At 63.4% G+C, this 22,095-nt stretch carries 24 protein-coding genes; 18 read left to right on the forward strand and 6 right to left on the reverse strand.

Annotated elements, in window-relative coordinates:
• The first annotated feature begins 84 nt into the window (after positions 1-84).
• On the forward strand, positions 85-549 hold the full coding sequence (locus EGJ09_RS14150) for a CopD family protein (protein WP_046787735.1): 465 nt from the start codon (positions 85-87) through the stop codon (positions 547-549).
• A 16-nt stretch (positions 550-565) separates the two neighbouring features.
• Here EGJ09_RS14150 and EGJ09_RS14155 read toward each other — a convergent pair whose 3' ends face one another.
• The 3 genes from EGJ09_RS14155 to EGJ09_RS14165 all read right to left on the reverse strand — a co-directional run bounded on the left by EGJ09_RS14155 (position 566) and on the right by EGJ09_RS14165 (position 2,354).
• Positions 566-841, reverse strand: a complete 276-nt coding sequence (locus tag EGJ09_RS14155) for a DUF1145 domain-containing protein (RefSeq protein WP_012313061.1) — start codon at positions 839-841, stop codon at positions 566-568.
• Between the two features lie 19 nt (positions 842-860).
• A complete protein-coding gene (locus EGJ09_RS14160; protein ID WP_046787736.1) occupies positions 861-1,574 on the reverse strand; it encodes an OmpA family protein in 714 nt (237 codons plus the stop codon).
• An 87-nt stretch (positions 1,575-1,661) separates the two neighbouring features.
• Positions 1,662-2,354 (reverse strand): OmpA family protein, encoded by a 693-nt coding sequence (locus EGJ09_RS14165; RefSeq protein WP_115273730.1) that lies wholly within the window; start codon positions 2,352-2,354, stop codon positions 1,662-1,664.
• Positions 2,355-2,512: 158 nt separating this feature from the next.
• Between EGJ09_RS14165 and EGJ09_RS14170 the strand changes: the two genes are divergently transcribed.
• The 11 genes from EGJ09_RS14170 (at position 2,513) to pdeM (ending at position 14,411) form a co-directional block, all read left to right on the forward strand.
• The gene (locus EGJ09_RS14170; RefSeq protein ID WP_046787737.1) at positions 2,513-3,007 is read left to right on the forward strand and encodes a DUF6231 family protein; all 495 of its coding nucleotides are present in this window, start codon (positions 2,513-2,515) and stop codon (positions 3,005-3,007) included.
• Positions 3,008-3,010: 3 nt separating this feature from the next.
• The gene (locus EGJ09_RS14175) at positions 3,011-3,487 is read left to right on the forward strand and encodes a YchJ family protein (protein ID WP_046787738.1); all 477 of its coding nucleotides are present in this window, start codon (positions 3,011-3,013) and stop codon (positions 3,485-3,487) included.
• 2 nt (positions 3,488-3,489) lie between these two features.
• Positions 3,490-3,966, forward strand: coding sequence for an LEA type 2 family protein (locus EGJ09_RS14180; RefSeq protein ID WP_119688369.1), 477 nt, complete (start codon positions 3,490-3,492; stop codon positions 3,964-3,966).
• 7 nt (positions 3,967-3,973) lie between these two features.
• The gene (locus EGJ09_RS14185; protein ID WP_012313055.1) at positions 3,974-4,177 is read left to right on the forward strand and encodes an SEC-C metal-binding domain-containing protein; all 204 of its coding nucleotides are present in this window, start codon (positions 3,974-3,976) and stop codon (positions 4,175-4,177) included.
• Positions 4,178-4,350: 173 nt separating this feature from the next.
• Positions 4,351-6,792 (forward strand): penicillin acylase family protein, encoded by a 2,442-nt coding sequence (locus EGJ09_RS14190; protein WP_125924215.1) that lies wholly within the window; start codon positions 4,351-4,353, stop codon positions 6,790-6,792.
• 108 nt (positions 6,793-6,900) lie between these two features.
• Positions 6,901-7,239 (forward strand): hypothetical protein, encoded by a 339-nt coding sequence (locus tag EGJ09_RS14195; RefSeq protein ID WP_125924216.1) that lies wholly within the window; start codon positions 6,901-6,903, stop codon positions 7,237-7,239.
• Between the two features lie 106 nt (positions 7,240-7,345).
• Positions 7,346-8,362 (forward strand): ligase-associated DNA damage response exonuclease, encoded by a 1,017-nt coding sequence (locus tag EGJ09_RS14200; protein WP_125924217.1) that lies wholly within the window; start codon positions 7,346-7,348, stop codon positions 8,360-8,362.
• Positions 8,359-10,020, forward strand: a complete 1,662-nt coding sequence (locus EGJ09_RS14205; protein WP_125924218.1) for an ATP-dependent DNA ligase — start codon at positions 8,359-8,361, stop codon at positions 10,018-10,020. The genes EGJ09_RS14200 and EGJ09_RS14205 overlap by 4 nt, the downstream gene beginning before the upstream one ends.
• Before the next feature lie 97 nt (positions 10,021-10,117).
• Positions 10,118-11,233, forward strand: coding sequence for a succinylglutamate desuccinylase/aspartoacylase family protein (locus EGJ09_RS14210; protein WP_046787744.1), 1,116 nt, complete (start codon positions 10,118-10,120; stop codon positions 11,231-11,233).
• 68 nt (positions 11,234-11,301) lie between these two features.
• Positions 11,302-13,755 (forward strand): ligase-associated DNA damage response DEXH box helicase, encoded by a 2,454-nt coding sequence (locus EGJ09_RS14215; RefSeq protein WP_125924219.1) that lies wholly within the window; start codon positions 11,302-11,304, stop codon positions 13,753-13,755.
• Complete coding sequence (gene pdeM / locus EGJ09_RS14220; protein ID WP_125924220.1) at positions 13,752-14,411, forward strand: ligase-associated DNA damage response endonuclease PdeM; 660 nt, start codon at positions 13,752-13,754, stop codon at positions 14,409-14,411. Before EGJ09_RS14215 ends, pdeM begins: the two co-directional genes overlap by 4 nt.
• A 13-nt stretch (positions 14,412-14,424) precedes the next feature.
• On the opposite strand, the gene EGJ09_RS14225 is transcribed toward pdeM, so the two are convergent.
• Entirely contained in the window at positions 14,425-14,652 is a 228-nt protein-coding gene (locus tag EGJ09_RS14225) for a hypothetical protein (protein ID WP_046787747.1), read from the reverse strand.
• A gap of 98 nt (positions 14,653-14,750) precedes the next feature.
• Entirely contained in the window at positions 14,751-15,317 is a 567-nt protein-coding gene (dcd, locus tag EGJ09_RS14230; protein ID WP_012313046.1) for a dCTP deaminase, read from the reverse strand.
• Positions 15,318-15,647: 330 nt separating this feature from the next.
• Here dcd and EGJ09_RS14235 point away from each other — a divergent pair, with 330 nt between their 5' ends.
• Positions 15,648-15,857, forward strand: a complete 210-nt coding sequence (locus tag EGJ09_RS14235; RefSeq protein WP_012273869.1) for a cold-shock protein — start codon at positions 15,648-15,650, stop codon at positions 15,855-15,857.
• A 200-nt stretch (positions 15,858-16,057) separates the two neighbouring features.
• Here EGJ09_RS14235 and apbC read toward each other — a convergent pair whose 3' ends face one another.
• Positions 16,058-17,152 (reverse strand): iron-sulfur cluster carrier protein ApbC, encoded by a 1,095-nt coding sequence (apbC, locus tag EGJ09_RS14240; RefSeq protein ID WP_115273723.1) that lies wholly within the window; start codon positions 17,150-17,152, stop codon positions 16,058-16,060.
• Positions 17,153-17,308: 156 nt separating this feature from the next.
• Between apbC and metG the strand changes: the two genes are divergently transcribed.
• From metG to EGJ09_RS14265, 5 genes are all read left to right on the forward strand, one after another.
• Complete coding sequence (gene metG / locus EGJ09_RS14245; RefSeq protein ID WP_125924221.1) at positions 17,309-19,354, forward strand: methionine--tRNA ligase; 2,046 nt, start codon at positions 17,309-17,311, stop codon at positions 19,352-19,354.
• A gap of 92 nt (positions 19,355-19,446) precedes the next feature.
• Positions 19,447-19,995, forward strand: a complete 549-nt coding sequence (locus tag EGJ09_RS14250; protein WP_125924222.1) for an Rnf-Nqr domain containing protein — start codon at positions 19,447-19,449, stop codon at positions 19,993-19,995.
• Positions 19,996-20,003: 8 nt separating this feature from the next.
• Positions 20,004-20,975: an RnfABCDGE type electron transport complex subunit D gene (locus tag EGJ09_RS14255; RefSeq protein ID WP_125924223.1), complete on the forward strand. Its 972-nt coding sequence runs from the start codon at positions 20,004-20,006 to the stop codon at positions 20,973-20,975.
• Positions 20,972-21,574 carry an RnfABCDGE type electron transport complex subunit G gene (locus tag EGJ09_RS14260; RefSeq protein WP_125924224.1) on the forward strand — a complete coding sequence of 201 codons (603 nt, stop codon included), beginning with the start codon at positions 20,972-20,974 and terminating at the stop codon, positions 21,572-21,574. The genes EGJ09_RS14255 and EGJ09_RS14260 overlap by 4 nt, the downstream gene beginning before the upstream one ends.
• Positions 21,567-22,091 (forward strand): Rnf-Nqr domain containing protein, encoded by a 525-nt coding sequence (locus tag EGJ09_RS14265; RefSeq protein ID WP_115273719.1) that lies wholly within the window; start codon positions 21,567-21,569, stop codon positions 22,089-22,091. The genes EGJ09_RS14260 and EGJ09_RS14265 overlap by 8 nt, the downstream gene beginning before the upstream one ends.
• Positions 22,092-22,095: the final 4 nt, after the last annotated feature.

The raw sequence follows: 22,095 nt of genomic DNA on the forward strand, positions 1-22,095 counted from the left end.
CGAAGGGCTGGATATATTTTCAGTGTTTCGCATGGGGCGGCTATCATACCCCGCTATTGCCCATTGTGCCGCATGGAGATCCGGATGCTTGCCTTTGCCCTCCCCTACACACTGCATGTCCTGGCCGCCCTTGTGTGGGTCGGCGGCATGTTCTTCGCCTGGCTGGTGCTGCGCCCGGCAACGGTTGCAGCCCTTGAGGGGCCAGCCCGGCTTCGGCTCTGGGTGGAAGTTTTCCGACGTTTCTTCAGATGGGTCTGGCTGGCGGTAGCCATTCTGGCGATAAGTGGTATCGGCATGTTGCACATGCGCTTCAACGGTTTCGAGACAGCCCCCCGGTATGTACAGGTGATGATGGGGGGCGGGATCGCCATGTTCGCGCTGTTCATGCGTATCCAGGCGCTGTTGCTGCCTGAGCTGAAGGCCGCCGTGCAAGCCGAAGACTGGGCCGCAGGTGCTGCGGCACTGGGCCGGATCCGGCGCATGGTCGGGGCCAACCTCCTGCTGGGGCTGGCGGTGGTGGCGGTGGCCAGTTCGCGGTTACCGACATAGCGAGGCGGCGCCGTGGTCAGCCACGGCGCGTCAGCTCTGCCTGCCGCGGTATGGACATCACGTGGAAAATGCCCGTCAGCAGTATCTGCAAACGATCGAACCAGCGGTGGCTGCGCCCACGCAAGCTGCCGTTGAAGAACAGCACTTCCAGAACGTGCAGCCCCAGCAAGGCGATGCCTGCGGCATTGATCAACAGATTGAACGGCAGCGGCTGTGGCAGCATCTGGTTGAACAGCACCACGCCCCAGAAAGCGATGGTCAGGGTTTTACCCACGCCCAGAATGAATTTCATCTGCCGCTCCCATCGCTGCTCAGTTCAGGTGCAGGTCCACCCGCCGGTTTTGCGCACGGCCTTGTTCGGTGTCGTTTTCTGCCACCGGCTCGCTAGCCCCGCGCCCTTCGCTCGTTACCTTCTGCGGTGCCAGGCCCTGGCTGATCAAATACTGTGCGACGCTGGCCGCGCGCCGCTCGGAGAGTGCCTGGTTGTAACTGTCAGACCCGACATTGTCGGTATGGCCAACCACCTTGATCCGCGATACACCCAACTCGCTGAGCCTGGGCAACAGGCTTTGCAGCCGTTGCTGGCTGCCCACCGTCAAGTCGGCAGAGTCGAATGCGAACATCACCTGGCCCTGATCGTCGAGGGAGATCACCTCTGGCTGGGGCTCAGGCGCAGGTTGGCTGGGCGGATACTGCGGCAGCGGGCAGCCCATGTGGTCGACCGCCGTGCCGGCAGGCGTGTCAGGGCAACGGTCACGGCGATCGAAGACGCCATCCTCATCTTCGTCCCCATCCTGGGCGTAACAGATCAGGCCGCCGGCGATCGCACCCAGGGCGCCAGCGCCTGCAGCCCAGCTCGAGCTTTCGATAGCGCCCAGGCCACCGCCGGCCAGCCCACCGAGCAGGCTGCAGATGGGCCAGGTCCGTTGATTGAGGGGCGCACTGCCGTCACTGTGGGTGGCGCAGCCTGCCAGCAGACTGGAAACCACCAGCAACGGCAGCGCCGCCTTTGACATGACACTCATGATGAATGCTCCTGTGTCGTTGGCCGCAACCGGCCTACAGGAGTAAAGACGCGCCCGCGCCACTTCTCAAGGCGCGGGCGCACGCCGTCAGCGCTCGATCTTGATCTCGGTGCGACGGTTCATCGAACGCCCATCGGCTGTGGCGTTGTCCGCTACAGGCTGGGTTTCGCCGGCACCGACCACCGACACGAAGCTTGCGCGTGGTACACCGCTCTCGACCAGGTAATCGGTCACCGAGTGGGCACGGCGCTCGGACAGGTTCTGGTTGTAACTGTCGGAGCCCACGCTGTCGGTGTGGCCGGTGACGCTCAGACGAGCGCTCGGCGCTTCCTGCTTCAGGCGTGTGGAAATGGTGTTCAGGCGTTCCTTGTCGGCCGCCGTCAGGCGCGCAGAGTCGAACTCGAAGTGCACGTCACGGATGACGATGACTTCCTCCTTCTGCACCACGACTTCCTCGACCACAGGCGCCGGCTCTGGCGGGCAGCCATTGGCGTCGACTTGAACACCACGCGCAGTGCCTGGGCACTTGTCACGGCTGTCCGGCACGCCATCACCATCCTCGTCACCATCGCCGTTGGCCCAGCAATAACCAGCTGCCAGGCCACCACCCAGCAACGCACCCCAGCCAGCCCAGCTGGAGCTTTCGATGGCGCCCAGGGCAGCGCCGCCCACACCCCCGACGGCAGCACACTTCGGCCAGTCGGTTTTTTGCAAACCTGCACAACCAGTCAACACACTGGTGAGCAGTACCAGGGGTATCGCTGTGCGTACTATGCTCATTTCGTAGCTTCTCCTAGGGGAATCGGCATAAGGCCGATCCATGGGAGTAAAGACCGCGCATCTCATCCCTGCCAGCAATAAGCCACGACAGGGTCATACGGTGCTTTGCCCACGGCCGACAGCCCGTTAGTCTTGGAAGACCTGAACGAGGATTGGCAATGACCGACGGTTTTTCCCAACGCACACCCCAGCAGGCCCTGGCGGCCCTGCTGGAGCGCTTCACCCCGCAACGTCTGCTGCTGGTAGGCACGCGTTTTCCTGCCCTGGAGGCGTTTGCCCAGGCACATCCGCAGGTGACGATCGAGACGTGCCAGCCAGGCGCGCTTGCAGCGCATGTTGCCGCACAACGCTTCGACCTGGCATTGCTGGTGGACTGCCTGGAACATTTGCCCAAACGCGCTGGCCTGGAACTGCTGGGTGGCATCCGCAACCTCAACGCCAGCCGTGTCGCCGTGCTGGCCGACCTGCACGCCTGTGGCTGGCAGGAGACCGATTTTTTTGCCCTGGCCCTGTCGGCCAGCGAGAAATTCCGACGCGACGAGCAGGTCTTGAGCCTGTTCACCTATGATCTACATGACTACAAGCAGGTCCCCGACTGGCTCAACGCCAGGTTCTGGGCCAACCCTGAAAACTTCGGCAAGTACTGGTGGTGATCAATGAGTGTCTCGGTTTGCCCCTGTGGCAGCGGTAACCTGCTGGACGCCTGCTGCGGGCACTACCACGCCGGCACCCCGGCACCGGATGCCCAGGCACTGATGCGCTCGCGCTACAGCGCCTACGTGCTCGGCCTGATCGATTACCTGGTAGGCACCACCTTGCCAGCCCAGCAGACGGGTCTGGATCGCAACGCGATTGCGGCCTGGAGCGCCCAGAGCACCTGGCTTGGCCTGGAGGTGGAGAACGCCGAGGTGCTCGGAGGCCAGCCTGAGCATGCCTTTGTCACGTTCACGGCGCGCTGGCACGATCTGGAGGGTGATCACCAGCACCGCGAGCGCTCCGCCTTCGTGCAGCATGACGGGCGCTGGTACTTCATCGACCCGACCGTCGAGCTCAAGGCTGGCCGCAATGACCCCTGCCCCTGCAACAGCGGGCAGAAATTCAAGAAATGCTGCGCCGGCTACGTCGGTAACTGAGCGTGATCGCCCTGGCCCGCCTGTTCCTGCTCAGCGCTCTGCTGACGTTGCCGGCGGGTTGCGCGATATGGGGTGACGATGACTGGCGCGACCCGCAGGTGCACCTGGTCAGGGTCGAAACAGTCAAGGCGCGCTTGCTGGAGCAGGAGTTCGTCTTGCACCTGCGTGTCGACAACCCCAATGACAGCCGCCTGTTCATTCGTAACCTGGCTTATTCGGTCTGGCTCAACGACCTGATGCTGGTTGAGGATCAGGCCAGTGTCTGGCGCAGTGTCGGTGGGCATGCCCGGCGCACCTTCAAGATCACTGCGCGGACCAATCTGTGGCGCCAGCTCAAGCCGTTGGCCAAACTGCTCAAGAGCGAGCAGCCGCTGCACTACCGCTTGCAGGGCGAACTCGAGACCGGGCTGATCATCCACCGGGACCTGCACTTATCGCGCAGTGGTGAGATAATCCCCGGTGATTTCTTACCGGAGTAACCCTGCAATGACCCAACAACCCCATGTTCATGGCCCCGACTGCAACCACGGACACGATCATCACCACGATCACGACCACGGCCATGTGCACGGCCCGCATTGCAATCACGGCCATCAGGAGCCGGTTCGCAATGCATTGAAGGACGTCGGCCGCAACGACCCGTGCCCGTGCGGCAGCGAAAAGAAATTCAAGAAGTGCCACGGGGCCTGATCAAGCCTTAAAGCGGCAAGCTTCAAGTTGCAGGAAAATGCAGGCCCGCACCTCATGCAGCTTGAAGCTACCGACCGCTGGTAAATAAAGCTTCACCGCACCTTGCACGGCGCCTGCGCGCTCACTACCTTAGCGCCATTCGAACCCCGCCACGCCTTGCAGGAGCCCTTGTCATGGCCGCCCCCGTCCTTCCTCCCTTCCGCCCACGGTTCGCCACCGCTGCCACGCTGCTCGGCATGCTCGGGCTTGCCGGTTGCCAGATGGGCGGCTATCAGGACAGTGTGCCACCGACCACCGGCGTGCAGCCGCTCAAAGGCCTGGCGCAGAATGTTTCGGTGCGCCGCAACGCCATGGGCGCACCGCTGATCGAAAGCAGCAGCTTCCATGATGCACTGTTCAGCCTCGGCTACGTCCACGCCGGCGACCGTATCGGGCAAATGCTCGCCATGCGCCTGCTGGCCCAAGGCCGCCTGGCGGAACTGGCCGGAAGCGAGGCGCTGGACATCGACCGCCTGATGCGCGCTGCCAACCTCAAGCACAACGCCACCCAGCTGTACGCCGATGCTTCGCCCCGGCTCAAGCGCTTCTTCGAAGTCTACGCCCGCGGGGTCAATGCCTACCTGTTCCGCTACCGCGACAAACTGCCGGCCAACCTCGCCAGCAGCGGCTACCGCCCGGAATACTGGAAGCCCGAGGATTCGGCGCTGATCTTCAGCCTGTATGCCTTCAGCCAGTCGGTGAACCTGCAGGAAGAACTCAGCGCCCTGACCCTGGCGCAAAAGGTCGGCAGCGATAAGCTGCCTTGGCTGCTGCCTGGCGCGCCAGACGAACCCCTGGCTGAAGCTGAGGCAGACAAGCTGAAGGGTCTGAACCTGAGCAGCCAACTACCGGGCCTGGCTGCGCTGGCAGCCGCCAGCCAGAAGCTCGCCGACCTGAACCTGCTCGGCAGCCCGGGCTCGGCCAACCTGGCCCTGGGCCCGCAACGCAGCCGCAGCGGAAAAAGCCTGTTGGCAAGCGACAGCCGCGCAGCCTGGGCCCTGAGCCCGGTGCAGATCCACACCGGCAAGTACCAGGTTGCAGGCCTGTCGTTGCCGGGCCTGCCCATCGTCCTGGCCGGCTACAACGGCAAGCTGGCCTGGAGCAGCAGCGCGGTGATGGCCGACAACCAGGACCTGTACCTGGAACGGCTGCGCCATCAGGGCAGCCAGGTCAGCTACCTGGCCGACGGCAAGTGGTTGCCCGCTCGCGCACGCAGCGAAACCTTCTTCGTCCGTGGCCAACGCCCGCTGCGCGAAGTGATGTACGACACCCGCCACGGTACCCTGCTCGCCCAGACCGGCAGCCCCAGCCTTGGGCTGGCCCTTAACTTGCCGCAGCCCAAGGGTGATCGCAGCCTGGATGCGCTGTTCGACCTGACCCGAGCGCAAACCGTGGAACGCGCGTTTGACAGCACCCGCGAGGTGGCGGCTGCCGCACTCAACTTCGTGTTTGCCGAACCTGAGCACATTGGCTGGCAAGTCAGCGGCCGCTACCCGAACCGCCGCGAGGGCCAGGGCCTGCTGCCATCTCCGGGCTGGGAGGGTCGCTACGACTGGGACGGTTACGCCGACCCGATGCTGCACCCCTACGACCAGGACCCGCCGGCCGGCTGGATCGCCCATGCCAACCAGCGCAGCTTGCCACGCGGCTACGGCATGCAGCTGTCCAACACCTGGTATTACCCCGAACGCGCCGAGCGCCTGGGCCAGCTGGCCGGCAATGGCCGTCACGACAGCCGCAGCCTGATGGCCCTGCAAAACGACCAGCAGACGCTGCTGGCCGACAAGCTCAAGCAGATGTTCGACGCCCCTGGCATGGCCCAACCGCTCAAGCAAGCGATCGACGCTCTGCCAGCCGCCCAGCGCGACAAGGCCCGCGACGCGCTGGCCCGCCTCAAGGCGTTCGATGGTCGCCTGAGCCCGGTATCAGCGGATGCCGCGCTGTATGAGCTGTTCCTACAGGAAGTGGCGCTTCAGACCTTCCTCGACGACCTCGGCCCGCAATCCGGCACTGCCTGGCAGGCGTTCGTCAGCAATGCGCGCCTGTCCTACTCGGCCCAGGCCGACCACCTGCTTGGCCGCGAAGACAGCCCGTTCTGGGATGATCGCACCACGGCGCAGAAGGAAGACAAACCGGCCATCCTGGCCCGCAGCCTGGCCGCTGCCGTGGATGCAGGTACAGCCCAGCTGGGTGCCGACCGCCGCGCCTGGCAATGGGGCAAATTGCACCAATATCACTGGCCTGCCCCTGCTTACCACGGCCTGGGCGATGCGCTCAGCCGATCGCCACAGGCGGCTGGCGGTGACTTCAGCACCCTGGCCCTGACGCCTTATGCGTGGGGCAGCGATTTCGACACCCGCCTGCCGGCCTCGGCCCGCATGATCGTCGACTTTGGCCAGGCAGAACCACTACAGGTACTGACCAGCACCGGACAATCCGGTAACCCGGCCAGTGCCCATTACAGCGATGGGCTCGATGCCTGGTTCAAGGGCCGGTTCATGAGCCTGCCAATACAGCCGCAGCATTTTGCCCGGGCCTATGGCAACCAGCGGCTGACCCTGGTGCCAGGCCGGTAGGCCCAGCGTTTCCATCTGCATCCCTCAAGCCTCGGCGCTTAGCATCCTTTCTTGCCGCACTCGTTCAGACAGCGAGTGCGGTCAACCCATCAAAAAAGGATGTTCAGCATGAGCAAAGAAACCCTCACGATCGAAGTGTCCTGGCCTGCATCGCTGGCCGTGCCGCAGGGCAGCACCATTGACATTCAGCTGTGGGCCGGTAACGACAAGGCAGGCTACAGCATGATCGACGGCGATTTCTCGACGCCAGCAACCGCGTCGCCAGTCACCCTCGAAATCCCTTACGACAGTCAAGACCTGCAGAGCCATGACGGCACCACCACCTGGGACTACTTCCATACCTCCCCACGGCTGGTGCATGGCGGCTTCATCAAGAACATCGCCTACGCCGAAAAAATCAGCGTGGCACAGACCAAAGGCGCGGCCTGGAAAATGGCCCTGCGCTGAATAGCCCGCAGCCAGCCCTGACGTGCAGGGCTGGCTGCCAACACCACGCGAACTTCCACACCCCGCTGATGCTCTGAGCCTGTAAGCCCTCTTGCCAGGCATCGCCATGGACCTCGTCATCGCCCGCCCCGAAGGCCTTTACTGCCCGCCCGGTGATTTTTACATCGACCCTTGGCGGCCCGTGGAGCGCGCCATCATCACCCACGGCCATGGCGATCATGCCCGTCGTGGCAACACTCATTACCTGACCGCAGCCCCTGGGGCCGGCATCCTGCGCAGCCGCCTGGGCCAGGATATCGACCTACTGGCCCTGCCCTACGGCGAGCGTATCTGCCACCACGGCGTCACCCTGAGCCTGCACCCGGCCGGGCACGTACTGGGCTCGGCACAGGTGCGCCTGGAACATGAAGGCGAAGTCTGGGTTGCCTCCGGGGACTACAAAGTCGAGCCGGATGGCACCTGTGCTCCGTTCGAGCCGGTGCGCTGCCACACATTCATCACCGAGTCGACCTTCGGCCTGCCCATCTACCGCTGGCCCAGCCAGGCACAGGTCTTTGCGGGGGTGAATGAATGGTGGCGGGCCAATCGCGAGCAGGGCAAGGCCAGCGTGTTGTTCTGCTATGCCTTCGGCAAGGCTCAACGAATACTCCATGGCCTGGATCCGAGCATCGGGCCGATCCTGGTACATGGCGCAGTAGAGCCGCTGAACCAGGTATACCGAGAGGGCGGTGTACACCTGCCACAAACCCTTTATGCCGGTGATATTCCCCGTAATGACCCGCTCATGCGCCAGGCCATCGTGTTGGCGCCCCCCTCTGCCGCCGGCAGCAGCTGGATGCGTCGCTTCGGTGATTACAGCGATGCCTTCGCCAGTGGCTGGATGCTGCTGCGCGGCACGCGACGCCGGCGCGGCGTAGACCGCGGTTTCGTACTCTCCGATCATGCAGACTGGCCTGGGCTGCTATGGGCCATCGAACAGACCGGCGCCGAGCGGGTCATGGTCACCCACGGCTCGGTCAATGTGCTGGTACGCTACCTCAGCGAACGTGGCCTCGATGCCCGAGCGTTCGTTACCGAGTACGGTGACGAGGACGACACTCCAGCAATGGAGGCTGAGGCATGAAGGCCTTTGCCCAACTCTACCTGCGCCTGGATGCCACCACCTCCAGCAATGCCAAACTGCAAGCGTTGCGCGACTACTTTGCCGCAGCCCCCGCCGAGGATGCCGCCTGGGCTGTCTATTTTCTCTCCGGTGGCCGGCCACGGCAGTTGGTGCCCACCCGGGTGCTGCGCGAGCTGGCAACGGCATTGGCCGGGCTGCCGGGCTGGTTGTTCGAAGAGAGCTATCAGGCGGTGGGCGACCTGGCGGAAACCATCTCTTTGTTACTGCCTGAAAACCAGCAAGGTAGCGAGAGCGGGCTGGCCCATTGGGTCGAAGCCCATCTGCTGCCATTGCGTGGGCTGCCCGCCGAAGAGGTCCAGCAGCGCCTGCCGCCACTGTGGGCACAGTTGGATCGCCCCAGCCTGATGCTGTGCCTGAAGCTGATCACTGGCAGCTTTCGCGTGGGCGTGTCCAAGCTGCTGGTCACCCGGGCACTGGCGCAGCTGGCGGGGCTGGATGCCAAACGCATAGCTCAGCGCCTGGTGGGCTATACCGACATCAGCCATCGCCCGACAGCCAACAGTTACCACAAGCTGATCGCCGCTGAATCGGCCGACGAACATAGCCAACGTGGTGGCCAACCATACCCGTTCTTCCTGGCGCATGCCCTGCAGGCCCCCATCGAACAGTTCGACGCCCTGCTCGGCCCGCCCAGCGCCTGGCAGATCGAGTGGAAGTGGGATGGCATCCGCGCACAAGTGGTCAAGCGCGATGGACAGGTGTGGGTGTGGTCACGCGGCGAAGAACTGGTCACCGACCGCTTCCCGGAACTGCACAGCCTGGCGCAGAACCTTCCCGACGGCGTCGTGCTCGACGGTGAGATCCTGGTCTGGAAGCCTGATTCGGGTAACGACCAGGCACTGGCCGTGCAACCTTTCGCACTACTGCAGCAGCGCATTGGCCGCAAGACGCTGGGCAAGAAGCTGCTGGCCGATGCGCCGGTGGTATTGCAGGCGTACGATTTGCTGGAATGGCAAGGCGAGGACTGGCGTAGTCGCCCCCAACATGAGCGCCGCCAGCAATTGCAGCGTGTCGTGGAAAGCTACCCCTTGGCCCCGGTACTGCTTTCGCCTCTGCTCGAAGGGCAGACTTGGCACGCGCTTGCCATCCAGCGCGAACGATCGCGCAGCCTGGGCGTCGAGGGCCTGATGCTCAAACAGCGCGATGCGTTGTACGGGGTGGGTCGGACCAAGGACATGGGGGTGTGGTGGAAGTGGAAGATCGACCCGTTCAGCGTAGATGCCGTGCTGATCTATGCCCAGCGCGGTCACGGCCGGCGTGCCAGCCTGTACAGTGACTACACCTTCGCGGTCTGGAGCGGGCCACCCGGCGACCCCGAGCGTGCCTTGGTGCCTTTTGCCAAAGCCTACTCGGGCCTGAGCGATGAAGAAATGCGCAAGGTCGATGCAATCATTCGCAAAACCACGGTAGAGACCTTCGGACCGGTGCGCAGCGTCAAGCCAACCCTGGTGTTCGAACTGGGGTTCGAGGGCATCGCCCTGTCAAAACGGCACAAGAGCGGTATAGCCGTGCGCTTTCCGCGCATGCTGCGCTGGCGCCTGGATAAACCTGTGGAGGAGGCCGATGACCTGGCGACCCTGCAGGCACTGCTGGCCTGAAGAAGGCAGCACGGTGAAGCATACTGGCTAAAATTATGCTTCTATCTTTGTGCCGACCCGTGTCGCAGACCGTTTTCGCCACGCAGCCAGGACCACCATGCACCATTCGACACACGACCTGCTCTCGCCCGTACCGGGCATCATTCGCCAACTCCACAGCTTCCACTTCGGCCCGCGCGGTGGCGCCAAGGTGTACATACAGGCCTCGCTGCATGCCGATGAGTTGCCCGGCATGCTGGTCGCCTGGCACCTCAAGCGTCGCCTGGCCGAACTGGAGCAGCAAGGGCGCCTGCGCCGCGAAATCGTCCTGGTGCCGGTGGCCAACCCGGTAGGCCTGGAGCAAGTGATGCTGGACGCACCACTGGGTCGTTTCGAATTACAGAGCGGCGAGAACTTCAACCGCAACTTCGTCGACCTTTCCGACAGCATTGGCGACCAGGTGGAGGGCCATCTGACCCAGGACGCCGACCACAACCTTGCCTTGATTCGCGAGTACCTGCGCCGTGGCCTGGACGCACACCCGGCACACACCCCCCTGCAGTCCCAGCGCCTGACCCTGCAGCGGCTGGCCTGCGATGCCGACCTGGTCCTGGACCTGCACTGCGACTTCGAGGCGGTAGAACACCTCTACACCACCCCGGAAGCCTGGCCTCAGGTAGAGCCGCTGGCTCGCTACCTGGGTGCGCAGGCCAGTTTGCTGGCCACCGACTCCGGCGGGCAGTCGTTCGACGAATGCTTCAGCCTGGTCTGGTGGCAGTTGCAGCAACGCTTCGGCAAGCGTTTCCCGATCCCTTTGGGTAGCGTGTCGGTAACTGTCGAGTTGCGCGGCCAGGCCGATGTCAGCCATGACCTGGCCAGCCATGACTGCCAGGCGATCCTCGATTACCTGATTCACGCCGGAGTCATCGAAGGCCCTGCAGTGCCCTTGCCACCCCTGCCCCGGGCTGCGACCCCGTTGGCCGCCGTCGAGCCGATATCGGCCCCGCTGGGCGGGCTGCTGGTGTATCACGCCCGCCCCGGTCAGTATCTGGAAGCCGGGCAACTGGTCGCTGAAGTCATCGACCCGCTCAGCGACCGGGTGACTGCCGTGCACAACCGCCAGCCTGGCCTGCTGTATGCCCGCAGCGTTCGGCGCATGGCCACGACGGGCATGGTCATCGCACATGTCGCCGGTGAACAGGTGTGTCGCAGCGGCTACCTGCTGGCCAACTGACCCGGTAAAACCAAACCGCCGGGCCGGTGGTCAGTAGAAGCACAACCTTCGAAGGACCCGACGGCCCCATGCCAAGCCCTCCTGACATTGCCAATGCCTGGTTTCGCATGCGCGGCTGGAAGCCCTTCGCCTTCCAGCGCCAAGCCTGGGCCGCAGTCGGCCGTGGCGAGTCGGGGCTGCTGCATGCCAGTACCGGCGCCGGCAAGACCTACGCCCTCTGGCTGGCGGCACTGCGCACCTTCGCCAAGCCGCGCGCAGGGCGTCAGCCGGCGCCATTGCAGGTCGTGTGGATTACCCCCATGCGCGCGCTGGCGGCCGATACCGCACGCGCATTGCAAGCGCCGCTGGACGACCTTGGCCTGAACTGGAGTGTCGGCGTGCGCAGCGGCGACACTGGCAGCACCGAGCGCGCCCGCCAGGCCCGGCGCCTGCCGAGTACATTGATCACCACACCCGAGAGCCTGACCCTGCTATTGACGCGTGCGAATGCCTGCGATGATTTCGCCAGCCTGCGCATGGTCGTGGTGGATGAATGGCACGAACTGCTCGGGAACAAACGCGGCGTACAGCTGCAATTGGCCCTCGCACGCTTGCGCCGCTGGCATCCGCAACTGGTGACCTGGGGGCTGTCTGCCACCCTGGGCAACCTGCCGCATGCGCTCGAGGTACTGGTGCCAAAGGGTGGCCAGCTGATAAAGGGCCGCCAGGACAAGCGCCTGGTCGTCGACACACTCCTGCCCGAGACCATCGAACGCTTTCCCTGGGCCGGGCACATGGGCCTGAAGATGCTCGCTCAGGTTGCCCGGGAGCTCGACAGCAGCGCCAGCAGCCTGGTTTTCACCAACACCCGCGCCCAAGCCGAACTGTGGTACCAGGCCCTGCTTGACGCCCGTCCCGACTGGGCCGGGCAGATTGCCCTGCACCACGCCTCGCTGGCCCGCGCAACCCGCGACTGGGTGGAACTGAGCCTCAAGCAGGGCACGCTCAAGGCAGTGATCTGTACCTCCAGCCTGGACCTGGGAGTAGACTTTTTGCCCGTGGAACGGGTGTTGCAAATTGGCTCGGCCAAAGGCGTCGCCCGCCTGATGCAACGGGCCGGGCGCTCCGGGCACGCCCCGGGGCGCCAGTCACGGGTCACCCTGGTGCCGACTCACAGCCTGGAGCTGGTCGAGACCGCAGCCGCTCGCAGTGCACTTGCGGCGGGCCATATCGAGGCCCGTCGCTCCCCGCGCCTGTGCATGGATGTACTGGTTCAGCACCTGGTCAGCATGGCGTTGGGCGGCGGCTTTCGCCCCGCTGAGCTACTCACCGAGGTACGCAGCACCTGGGCTTTTTGCGATCTGCGCGACAGCCAGTGGCAGTGGGCACTGGACTTCGTCTGCCAGGGCGGCAGCTCGCTCAGTGCCTACCCCGATTACCAGCGCGTCGAGGCCCACAGCGATGGCGTGTGGCGGGTTGTCAGCGAGCGCCTGGCGCGGCGCCACCGCATGGGCATCGGCACCATCGTCAGCGACGCCAGCCTGCAGCTCAAGTATTGGAGCAAAGGCGGCGGCGGCAAGCATCTGGGCAGTGTCGAGGAAGCCTTCATCGCCCGCCTGCGTCCAGGCGATACCCTGGTGTTCGCCGGGCGGATACTCGAGCTTGTGAGGGTGGAGAACATGACCGCTTATGTACGCCGCAGCACCGCCCGTAAAGCCGCCGTAGCCCGCTGGAATGGCGGGCGCATGCCGCTGTCCAGCGAACTGGCCGATGCCCTGGTGGAGAAACTCGACGCCGCAGCCCGCGGCCATTTCGATGATCCAGAAATGCGCACGGTGCGGCCCTTGCTCGCACTCCAAGGCCAGTGGTCGGCCTTGCCTACCACGCAGACGCTGCTGGCCGAAACCCTTGTCACACGCCAAGGCTCGCACCTGTTTGTCTACCCGTTTGCCGGCCGCATGGCCAACCTTGGTCTGGCCAACCTGATTGCCTGGCGAGTCAGCCGCAACCAACCGCTATCGGTATCCATTGCCGTCAGCGACTACGGCTTCGAACTGCTTAGCCCGGCGCCTGTGGACTGGGCAGGCCACCTGCCCGCAGCGATGTCCACCGAACACTTGCTGGACGATGTACTGGCTAGCCTGAACGCCAGTGAAATGGCCTTGCGGCGTTTTCGCGAAATCGCCCAGATCTCCGGGCTGGTGTTCGGCGGATACCCGGGCGCGCAGAAAAGCACCCGACAAATTCAGGCCTCCAGCGGGCTGTTCTACGAGGTGTTTCGCAAGCATGACGCCGATAACCTGCTGCTTGGCCAGGCGCGGGATGAGGTGCTGCGTGAGGAACTGGAGGTCGAACGCTTGCAAGGTCAATTGGCCAGGATGAGCAAGCTGCGCCTGGATGTGCGTGAATTGCAACGGCCCGGGCCACTGGCTTTCACGTTACTGGTCGAAGGCATGCGTGAGACCCTGACCACAGAGAAACTGGCCGATCGCATTGCGCGCATGGTCGCGGACCTTGAACAAGCAGCGAGCAGGAAGGCATGAGTACGCACCTGGTCATCGAGCATTGCGGGCAAACACTGTGGCTGATGCCGGACCGCGCGCTCTATTGGCCTGCCCGGCGAGCGTTGCTGGTCGCTGACGTGCATATCGGCAAAGCCGCCAGTTACCGCGCGCTGCATCAACCCGTGCCGCGCGGTACCACCCAAACCACGCTCAAGCGCCTGGACGCTCTGCTGGCAGCCTGTGAGTGCGAACAATTGATCATTCTTGGCGACTTCCTGCACGCCCGAACGGCGCACGCGCCTGCAACGATGGCTCAGTTACAGGCCTGGAGAGAACAGCACGGCGGTTTGCGCATCGTGCTGGTACGCGGCAACCATGACCGCCATGCCGGCGATCCACCAGCCCAGCTGGACATTGAAGTGGAGGAAGAACCTTGGCTACTGGCACCGTTCGCGCTCCAGCACGAACCGGTCGCACACCCTGATCACCCGGTGCTGTGCGGCCATGTGCACCCGGTATTCGTCTTGCGCGGGCGCGCTCGTCAGCGGCTCAGGCTGCCCTGCTTCCTGATGGACCAGCAGGTCAGCCTGCTACCGGCGTTCGGTGAATTCACCGGGGGATGGACTGTCGAGCCCGGCCTAGGGAGTCGCATCTACCTTGCGGGCACAGATCAAGTCTGGGCCCTGCAAGTCTGATCTCATCGAGCGTTCATGCCACCGGCGCAGGTGGAGGTTCGTCGGGCAGGGTTGGCTCACCCGGCTCCATGGGCGGCGTATCGCCAGGTTGGGCCGGTTGCGGGGTATCCGGGTCGGGCTGACCGGGTACGCCGCCCAGATGCATCGGGGCAGGATGGGCCAGCAGGGACCATGCCAGCAAGCCGATCTGGTTGGGCTGCAGCACAGCCAGCTTCGCACTGATTACGGGATCGAGTTTCATGGGCAACTCCTGACGAGGGCCGCCACGCATCATGCATGGCGGCACTGTTCATTAGCTTGGAGTACCCGAGCGAAAACTAATTCCCCGCGCTCGTCGGCTCAGGTGCGTGGCAGGGTGACGCCGCGCTGGCCCTGATACTTGCCACCACGGTCTTTGTACGACACTTCGCATTCTTCATCGGATTCGAGGAAGAGCATCTGCGCCACGCCTTCATTGGCGTAGATCTTGGCCGGCAAGGTGGTGGTGTTGGAGAACTCCAGCGTCACATGGCCTTCCCACTCTGGCTCGAGCGGGGTGACGTTGACGATGATGCCGCAACGGGCATAGGTGCTCTTGCCCAGGCAGATGGTCAGGACGTTGCGCGGAATGCGGAAGTATTCGACGGTGCGGGCCAGGGCAAAGGAGTTCGGCGGGATGATGCAGACATCGCTCTTGACGTCGACGAAGCTGCCGGCGTCAAAGTTTTTCGGGTCGACGGTGGCCGAATTGATGTTGGTGAACACCTTGAATTCGTCGGCGCAACGCACGTCGTAACCGTAGCTGGAGACGCCGAACGAGATCACCCGGCTGTCGTGCTCGCCGCGCACCTGGCGCTCGACGAACGGTTCGATCATGCCGTGTTCCTGCGCCATGCGGCGAATCCACTTGTCCGATTTGATGCTCATGGCGGGGGTGTCCTGAGAGTTGCGAGGTGAAAAAACGAGAAGCGCATATTACCGGTCCCGGCGCTCAGGTTAAAGTTCCATACCACATCCCGCGTCAGATGGGGCTTGGCGCCCGCCGCCGATCTGAATTTCATCAAAGGCCATCTTGGTGATTGGCAGGTTGCGGAAAGTGGGTTAAGGTGACACCACTGTGCTGCACGTGACACCGAGAATCTCTAGTTTGATGCACGATCCTGATCGGCCCAACGCTGAATTTTCTGCTCTCTTTGCGCTCAGTCCCGGGCAGGGTTTTTCCTGACCGTTATCAACTTTGTCCAAGGAGACAGAAAAATGTCCAACCGTCAAAACGGTACTGTTAAGTGGTTCAACGACGAGAAAGGCTACGGCTTCATCACCCCTCAGTCGGGTGACGATCTGTTCGTACACTTCAAAGCCATCCAAGCTGACGGCTTCAAAACCCTGAAAGAAGGCCAGGCTGTTACTTTCGTCGCTACCCGCGGCCAGAAAGGCATGCAGGCTGAAGAAGTTCAAATCGCCTAAGTCGATTTAGCTTCCTCGCTTTCAAAAAAACCCGCCTTCTGGCGGGTTTTTTTATGGCCGTTTGCAAGGGCTGCCTTGCCGGGGCGCCGGACCGGTCGTAAAGGGCCGCAAAGCGGCCCCGGCATTTCATGCGGCGGGGCATGTCGCCCGTGGAGCTGCATCATCGCCAACATGCAGGCTGCGCAGGCTCCCCCGCTTATTCAATCCTCGCTGATGGTAATGCTCGGCATCGCCGGTGCTGCCGCTTCCTGCAGCACGATCCGCGCACCCACCTGACGGGCGAGCTCCTGGTAGACCATGGCGATCTGGCTTTCCGGCTCGGCAATCGCCGTCGGCTTGCCGCTGTCAGCCTGCTCACGGATCAGCATCGACAAGGGCAGCGAAGCCAATAGCTCGACACCATACTGCGCGGCCAGCTTCTCGCCGCCACCTTCACCGAACAAGTGTTCGGCATGGCCGCAGTTCGAGCAGATGTGCACCGCCATGTTCTCCACCACGCCAAGCACCGGGATGTTGACCTTGCGGAACATCTCCACACCTTTCTTGGCATCCAGCAGCGCCAGGTCCTGCGGCGTGGTGACGATCACTGAACCTGCCACCGGCACCTTCTGCGCCAGGGTCAGCTGGATATCACCGGTTCCCGGGGGCATGTCGATCACCAGGTAATCGAGGCCATCCCAGGCTGTCTGGGTCACCAGCTGCAGCAACGCGCCGGAAACCATCGGGCCACGCCAGACCATCGGCGTGTTGTCATCGGTGAGGAACGCCATCGACATGACCTCCACGCCGTGCGCCTTGATCGGTACAAACCATTTCTGCTCGCGGATCTGCGGGCGGGTACCTTCGGCGATGCCGAACATCACCCCTTGGCTGGGGCCATAGATATCCGCATCGAGAATGCCCACCCTCGCACCTTCGCGAGCCAGGGCCAGCGCCAGGTTGGCGGCTGTGGTCGATTTGCCGACGCCCCCTTTGCCCGAAGCCACGGCAATGACGTTCTTGACGTTGGCCATGGCCGGCACCTGGGCCTGCGCCTTGTGCGCGGCGACCACGCAGTCGATCGTTACCTGGGCCGAGCTGACACCGTCTAGGTTCTCGATTGCGGTCTGCAGCACCTGCGCCCAGCCATTTTTGAACAAGCCGGCGGCATACCCCAGTTGCAGCTGCACAGCGACCTGCCCGCCCTGGATGTCGATGGCACGCACACAGCCGGCGCTGACCGGGTCCTGGTTCAGATAAGGGTCGGTGTACTGACGAAGCACGCCTTCGACGGCGGCACGGGTGACGGCACTCATGGAGGCTCCCATTGGCATACGATTGATCGAACAGGCGCCTATCCTAACCCGTCAATCGTCAGCCGTTGCGTCCATGGGGTGAAATATATTCGCCAGCCCTTTATAGTGGCCGATCACCTTCAATTTACCCCGAGCCAGATAAGTAGCCGAGCCACCATGTCCGAGCCACGTCAGATTCTCGTCACCAGCGCCCTGCCCTATGCCAATGGGTCCATCCACCTTGGCCATATGCTCGAGTACATCCAGACGGATATGTGGGTTCGCTTTCAGAAGATGCGCGGCAACCAGTGCATCTACGTCTGCGCCGATGACGCCCACGGTTCGGCCATCATGCTGCGCGCCGAAAAGGAAGGCATCACGCCGGAGCAACTGATTGCCAATGTACAGGCCGAGCACAGCAGCGATTTTGCCGACTTCCTGGTGGATTTCGACAACTTCCACTCCACCCACAGTGAAGAAAACCGCGAGCTGTCCAGCCTGATCTACTCGCGCCTGCGCGACGCCGGTCACATTGCCACCCGTTCGGTCACCCAGTACTTCGACCCTGAAAAGGGCATGTTCCTGGCCGACCGTTTCATCAAGGGCACCTGCCCAAAGTGTGCGGCTGACGACCAGTACGGCGACAACTGTGAAAAATGCGGCGCCACCTACGCGCCGACCGAACTGAAAAACCCCAAGTCGGCCATCTCCGGTGCCACCCCGGTGCTGCGCGACTCGCAGCATTTCTTCTTCAAGCTGCCGGACTTCCAGGCCATGCTGCAGCAGTGGACCCGCAGCGGCACCTTGCAGGATGCGGTGGCCAACAAGCTCGCCGAATGGTTGGACTCCGGGCTGCAGGAGTGGGACATCTCGCGTGATGCGCCGTACTTCGGTTTCGAGATCCCGGGCGAGCCTGGCAAGTACTTCTACGTCTGGCTGGATGCGCCGATCGGCTACATGGCCAGCTTCAAGAACCTGTGCGCGCGCCGCCCGGAACTGGACTTCGATGCGTTCTGGAACAAAGACTCCAAGGCCGAGCTGTACCATTTCATCGGCAAGGATATCGTCAACTTCCATGCCCTGTTCTGGCCAGCCATGCTCGAAGGCGCGGGCCTGCGCAAGCCAACAGCGGTCAACGTGCACGGCTACCTGACCGTCAACGGCGCGAAGATGTCGAAATCGCGCGGCACCTTCATCAAGGCCCGCACCTACCTGGATCACCTGCAGCCCGAATACCTGCGTTACTACTACGCAGCCAAGCTGGGGCGCGGCGTCGATGACCTCGACCTGAACCTTGAGGACTTCGTGCAAAAGGTCAACTCAGACCTGGTCGGCAAAGTGGTCAACATCGCCAGCCGCTGCGCAGGCTTCATCCACAAAGGCAATGACGGCGTGATGGTTGCCGGCGACGCAGCCCCGGAGCTGACCGAGGCATTCCTGGCTGCTGCCCCGGGCATCGCCGAAGCCTACGAGGCCCGCGACTTTGGCCGCGCCATGCGCGAGATCATGGCCCTGGCTGACCGTGCCAATGCCTGGATCGCCGACAAAGCCCCCTGGTCGCTGGCCAAGCAGGAAGGCAAGCAGGACGAAGTGCAGGCGATCTGTGCCCAGGGCATCAACCTGTTCCGCCAACTGGTGATCTTCCTCAAGCCGGTACTACCGCTGCTGGCTGCCGACGCCGAGGCATTCCTGAATGTCGCGCCACTGGCCTGGAGCGACCACCTGTCGCGCCTGGAAAGCCACAAGCTCAACCCGTTCAAGCCCCTGATGAGCCGCATAGAACCTGCCAAGGTCGAAGCCATGATTGCCGCCAGCAAGGAAGACCTGCTGGCAGCCGAAGGCCAGGCGCAGGCACCGGCCGGCAATGGCGAACTGGCCAAGGACCCGCTGTCGGCAGAGATTGAATTCGACACCTTCGCTGCCGTCGACCTGCGCGTGGCGCTGATCGTCAAGGCCGAAGCGGTGCCGGGTGCCGACAAGCTGCTGCAACTGACCCTGGACATCGGTGACGAACGCCGCAATGTATTCTCGGGCATCAAGTCGGCCTACCCTGATCCATCCAGGCTCGAAGGCCGCCTGACCATGATGGTTGCCAACCTCAAGCCACGGAAAATGCGCTTTGGCGTCTCCGAAGGCATGGTCATGGCAGCAGGCCCTGGCGGTGAAGAAATCTACCTGCTCAGCCCTGACAGTGGCGCAAAGCCAGGCCAGCGTATCAAGTAACCTCCCTCAGCCCCGGCCTCACCGCCGGGGCTTTTTCATCCTCCTTGCGCATTGCCGGACAGCGCAGGCGATTCACGGCTATCGTCATTTGCATGAACGACTATGTCCTGGTTCTGATCAGCGCCGCACTGGTCAGCCACCTGCTTTTGCACCGACAGCCTGCCTCCCGGCTGCGCGTACATGTGTGCGGCCTGGCCTGCGCGTTGTCGATAATGTTGGCAGTCACCGGCGGCCAACTGCTTGAACACTTGATCGTGGCGCCTTGGCAACTGCAGGACCTGCGTATGTTCCTGCTGCTGCCCTGGCAGGCGCTACTCGCGTGGGGCATCCCCCAGACGCTTGCCAGGCTGCGCCCGCAGTGGCCCACGCAGAGCCTCATGTGGCCGATACTGGGGAATGTCATGGCACTAGGCCTGACACTTCAGGCAATAGGTGAACAGGGCGAATGGCTGGCCACGCTGAGCTGGGGGGTTCTGGCGGGGCTTGGCTTCTGGCTGGCGCTGGCGTTGTTCGACGACCTCCGTCAGCGCTGCGAACACGCACAGGTGCCAGGCGCACTGCGCGGCCTACCCATCGCCCTGCTTGGCGCCAGTGTGATGGGTATGGCGTTCTCTGGCCTCAACGGCATATTCACGCAATGAGCCCGACCATGGCACCACCTGACCCACGCCTGCGCAAAGCCATGGGCCTGGTCTTGTTGGCCTGCCTGCCTGGCCTGCTGGCTTCGTTCTGGCTACTGGGGTGGGGCCTGCTCTGGAGCCTGGGGCTGTGCGCGATCACCGCTGTTTGCTGCGAGGCGGCAGCGCTGGCGCTGCGCAACCAACCGGTCACATCGGCACTGAGCGATGGTAGCGCCTTGGTCACTGCAGTGCTCCTGGCCCTCGCCCTGCCCACCGGGGCGCCGTGGTGGTTGCCGGTGATTGCAGCGGGGATTGCCATAGGCCTGGGCAAGCAAGCTTTCGGCGGCGCCGGCCGTAACGTGTTCAACCCGGCGATGGTTGGGTACGCCTTCGTGCTGCTGAGCTTCCCATTGCAGATGAACCACTGGCCGGCACAAGCGCCAGGCTTGAGCGATAGTCTGCAGTTGGTCTTTGCCCATGGCGAGCAGATCGATGCGTGGGCTGGGCCCACCGCACTCCACGGCATCAGGCACAACCGTAGCCTGACCATCGATGAGCTGTTCGCCAGCCACCCAGGCTTCGGCAACGTTGGCGGCCATGGCATCGAATGGGTCAATCTGGCGTTCCTGTCGGGTGGGCTTTTTCTGTTGCAGCGCAAGGTGTTCAGTTGGCATGCGCCTGCAGGTTTGCTGGCAGGATTGTTTCTGTTCAGCCTGCTGGCCTGGAATGGCTCCGGCTCGGACTCCAACGGCTCACCACTGCTACACCTGCTCAGCGGCTCGACCATGCTGGCAGCGTTTTTCATTGCCACGGAACCTGTTTCCGGCCCCAAGACCGACGTTGCCAGGCTGCTGTTCGGGCTGAGCGCAGGGGCTTTGATCTACCTGATCAGGACGTGGGGCAGCTACCCCGATGGTACCGCTTTCGCCATCCTGCTGATGAACCTTGCGGTACCCTCGCTGGACCGCCTTGCCTTGCGGTATCGGCAGGTGAGGCCATGAGACGCCACGTGCGCAGCGCATTGATACTGCTGGCAGTGGGCAGCCTGGCACTGGCGAGCACGCTGGCCTGGCAGCACTGGACCCGCGCCCCCATCGCCGAGGCCGAGCAACAGTTTTACGCACGCCGGTTTCTCTCGGTGCTGGCACCCCACAGCTATGACAATCAGCCACTGAGCACCCCGGTGCCACTCCCTGCAGAACAACCGCCGCATAGCCGCATAATGGCCGCCTACCGTGCTGACCGTGGCACGACCCCCGTAGCCGTCGTCCTGGTTAGCCAGGTACAGGGTTACGCCGCACCAATCCGTTTGACCATTGCCATAAACGTGCAAGGTCGACTGATCGGCACACAAGTGATCGACCATCAGGAAAGCCCGGGGCTCGGAGGACGCATCAGCGACCCGCAAGTGAACTGGCTCGCGCAATTTGCCAACCGTCGCCTGGAGGATCGCTGGGCACTCAAGCGCGACCAAGGTGACTTCGACCAACTGGCCGGCGCGACGGTCACTTCGCGTGCGGTGATCGAGGCACAGCAGGATGCCCTGCGCTACTTCGACCAGCATCGTGCACTTCTGCTCGGGACGCTCGCCCATGACTAGGTTCTGGCTTTTGGTGGCAGGCCTTGCGCCTGTACTCGGCGCCACACGCACGCTCACTCAAGCCGCCGTCATCGGCACCAGCATGCTGGTGCTGACGGTGCTTCACCAGGCCTTGCTGTGCCTTGTGCGCTCAAGGCTTGGCGGTGCGCTGTACACGCTGGCAAGCCTGCTACTGCTAGCGGCCCTTGTCAGTTGCCTGCAGATGGCATTGCGGGCCTGGGCGTTGCCGCTTGCCCTGGCGCTGGGTTACTTCCCGGCGCTGATCTGCCTGCAGTGCCTGGTTACGGACCACCTGTTGGTAGACAAGGACCGCTGGCGTCAACTTTGCCTGCAGATGACCGGCCTGATGGGCCTCTGCCTGTCGCTTGGCGTTATCCGTCAGTGGCTGACCGAGGGGCTGGGCATACCCTTGGCCAGTCTTGCTCCCGGCGCACTGATACTGCTCGGCATGCTGCTGGCCTTGTACAATCGTCTACGCCCGGGCCCCGCCCTCTCACGTCGTCAAGGAAAGCGTTGACCCC

Origin of the sequence: Pseudomonas sp. p106, assembly GCF_003936645.1 — a bacterium.
GTDB lineage: Bacteria > Pseudomonadota > Gammaproteobacteria > Pseudomonadales > Pseudomonadaceae > Aquipseudomonas > Aquipseudomonas putida_E.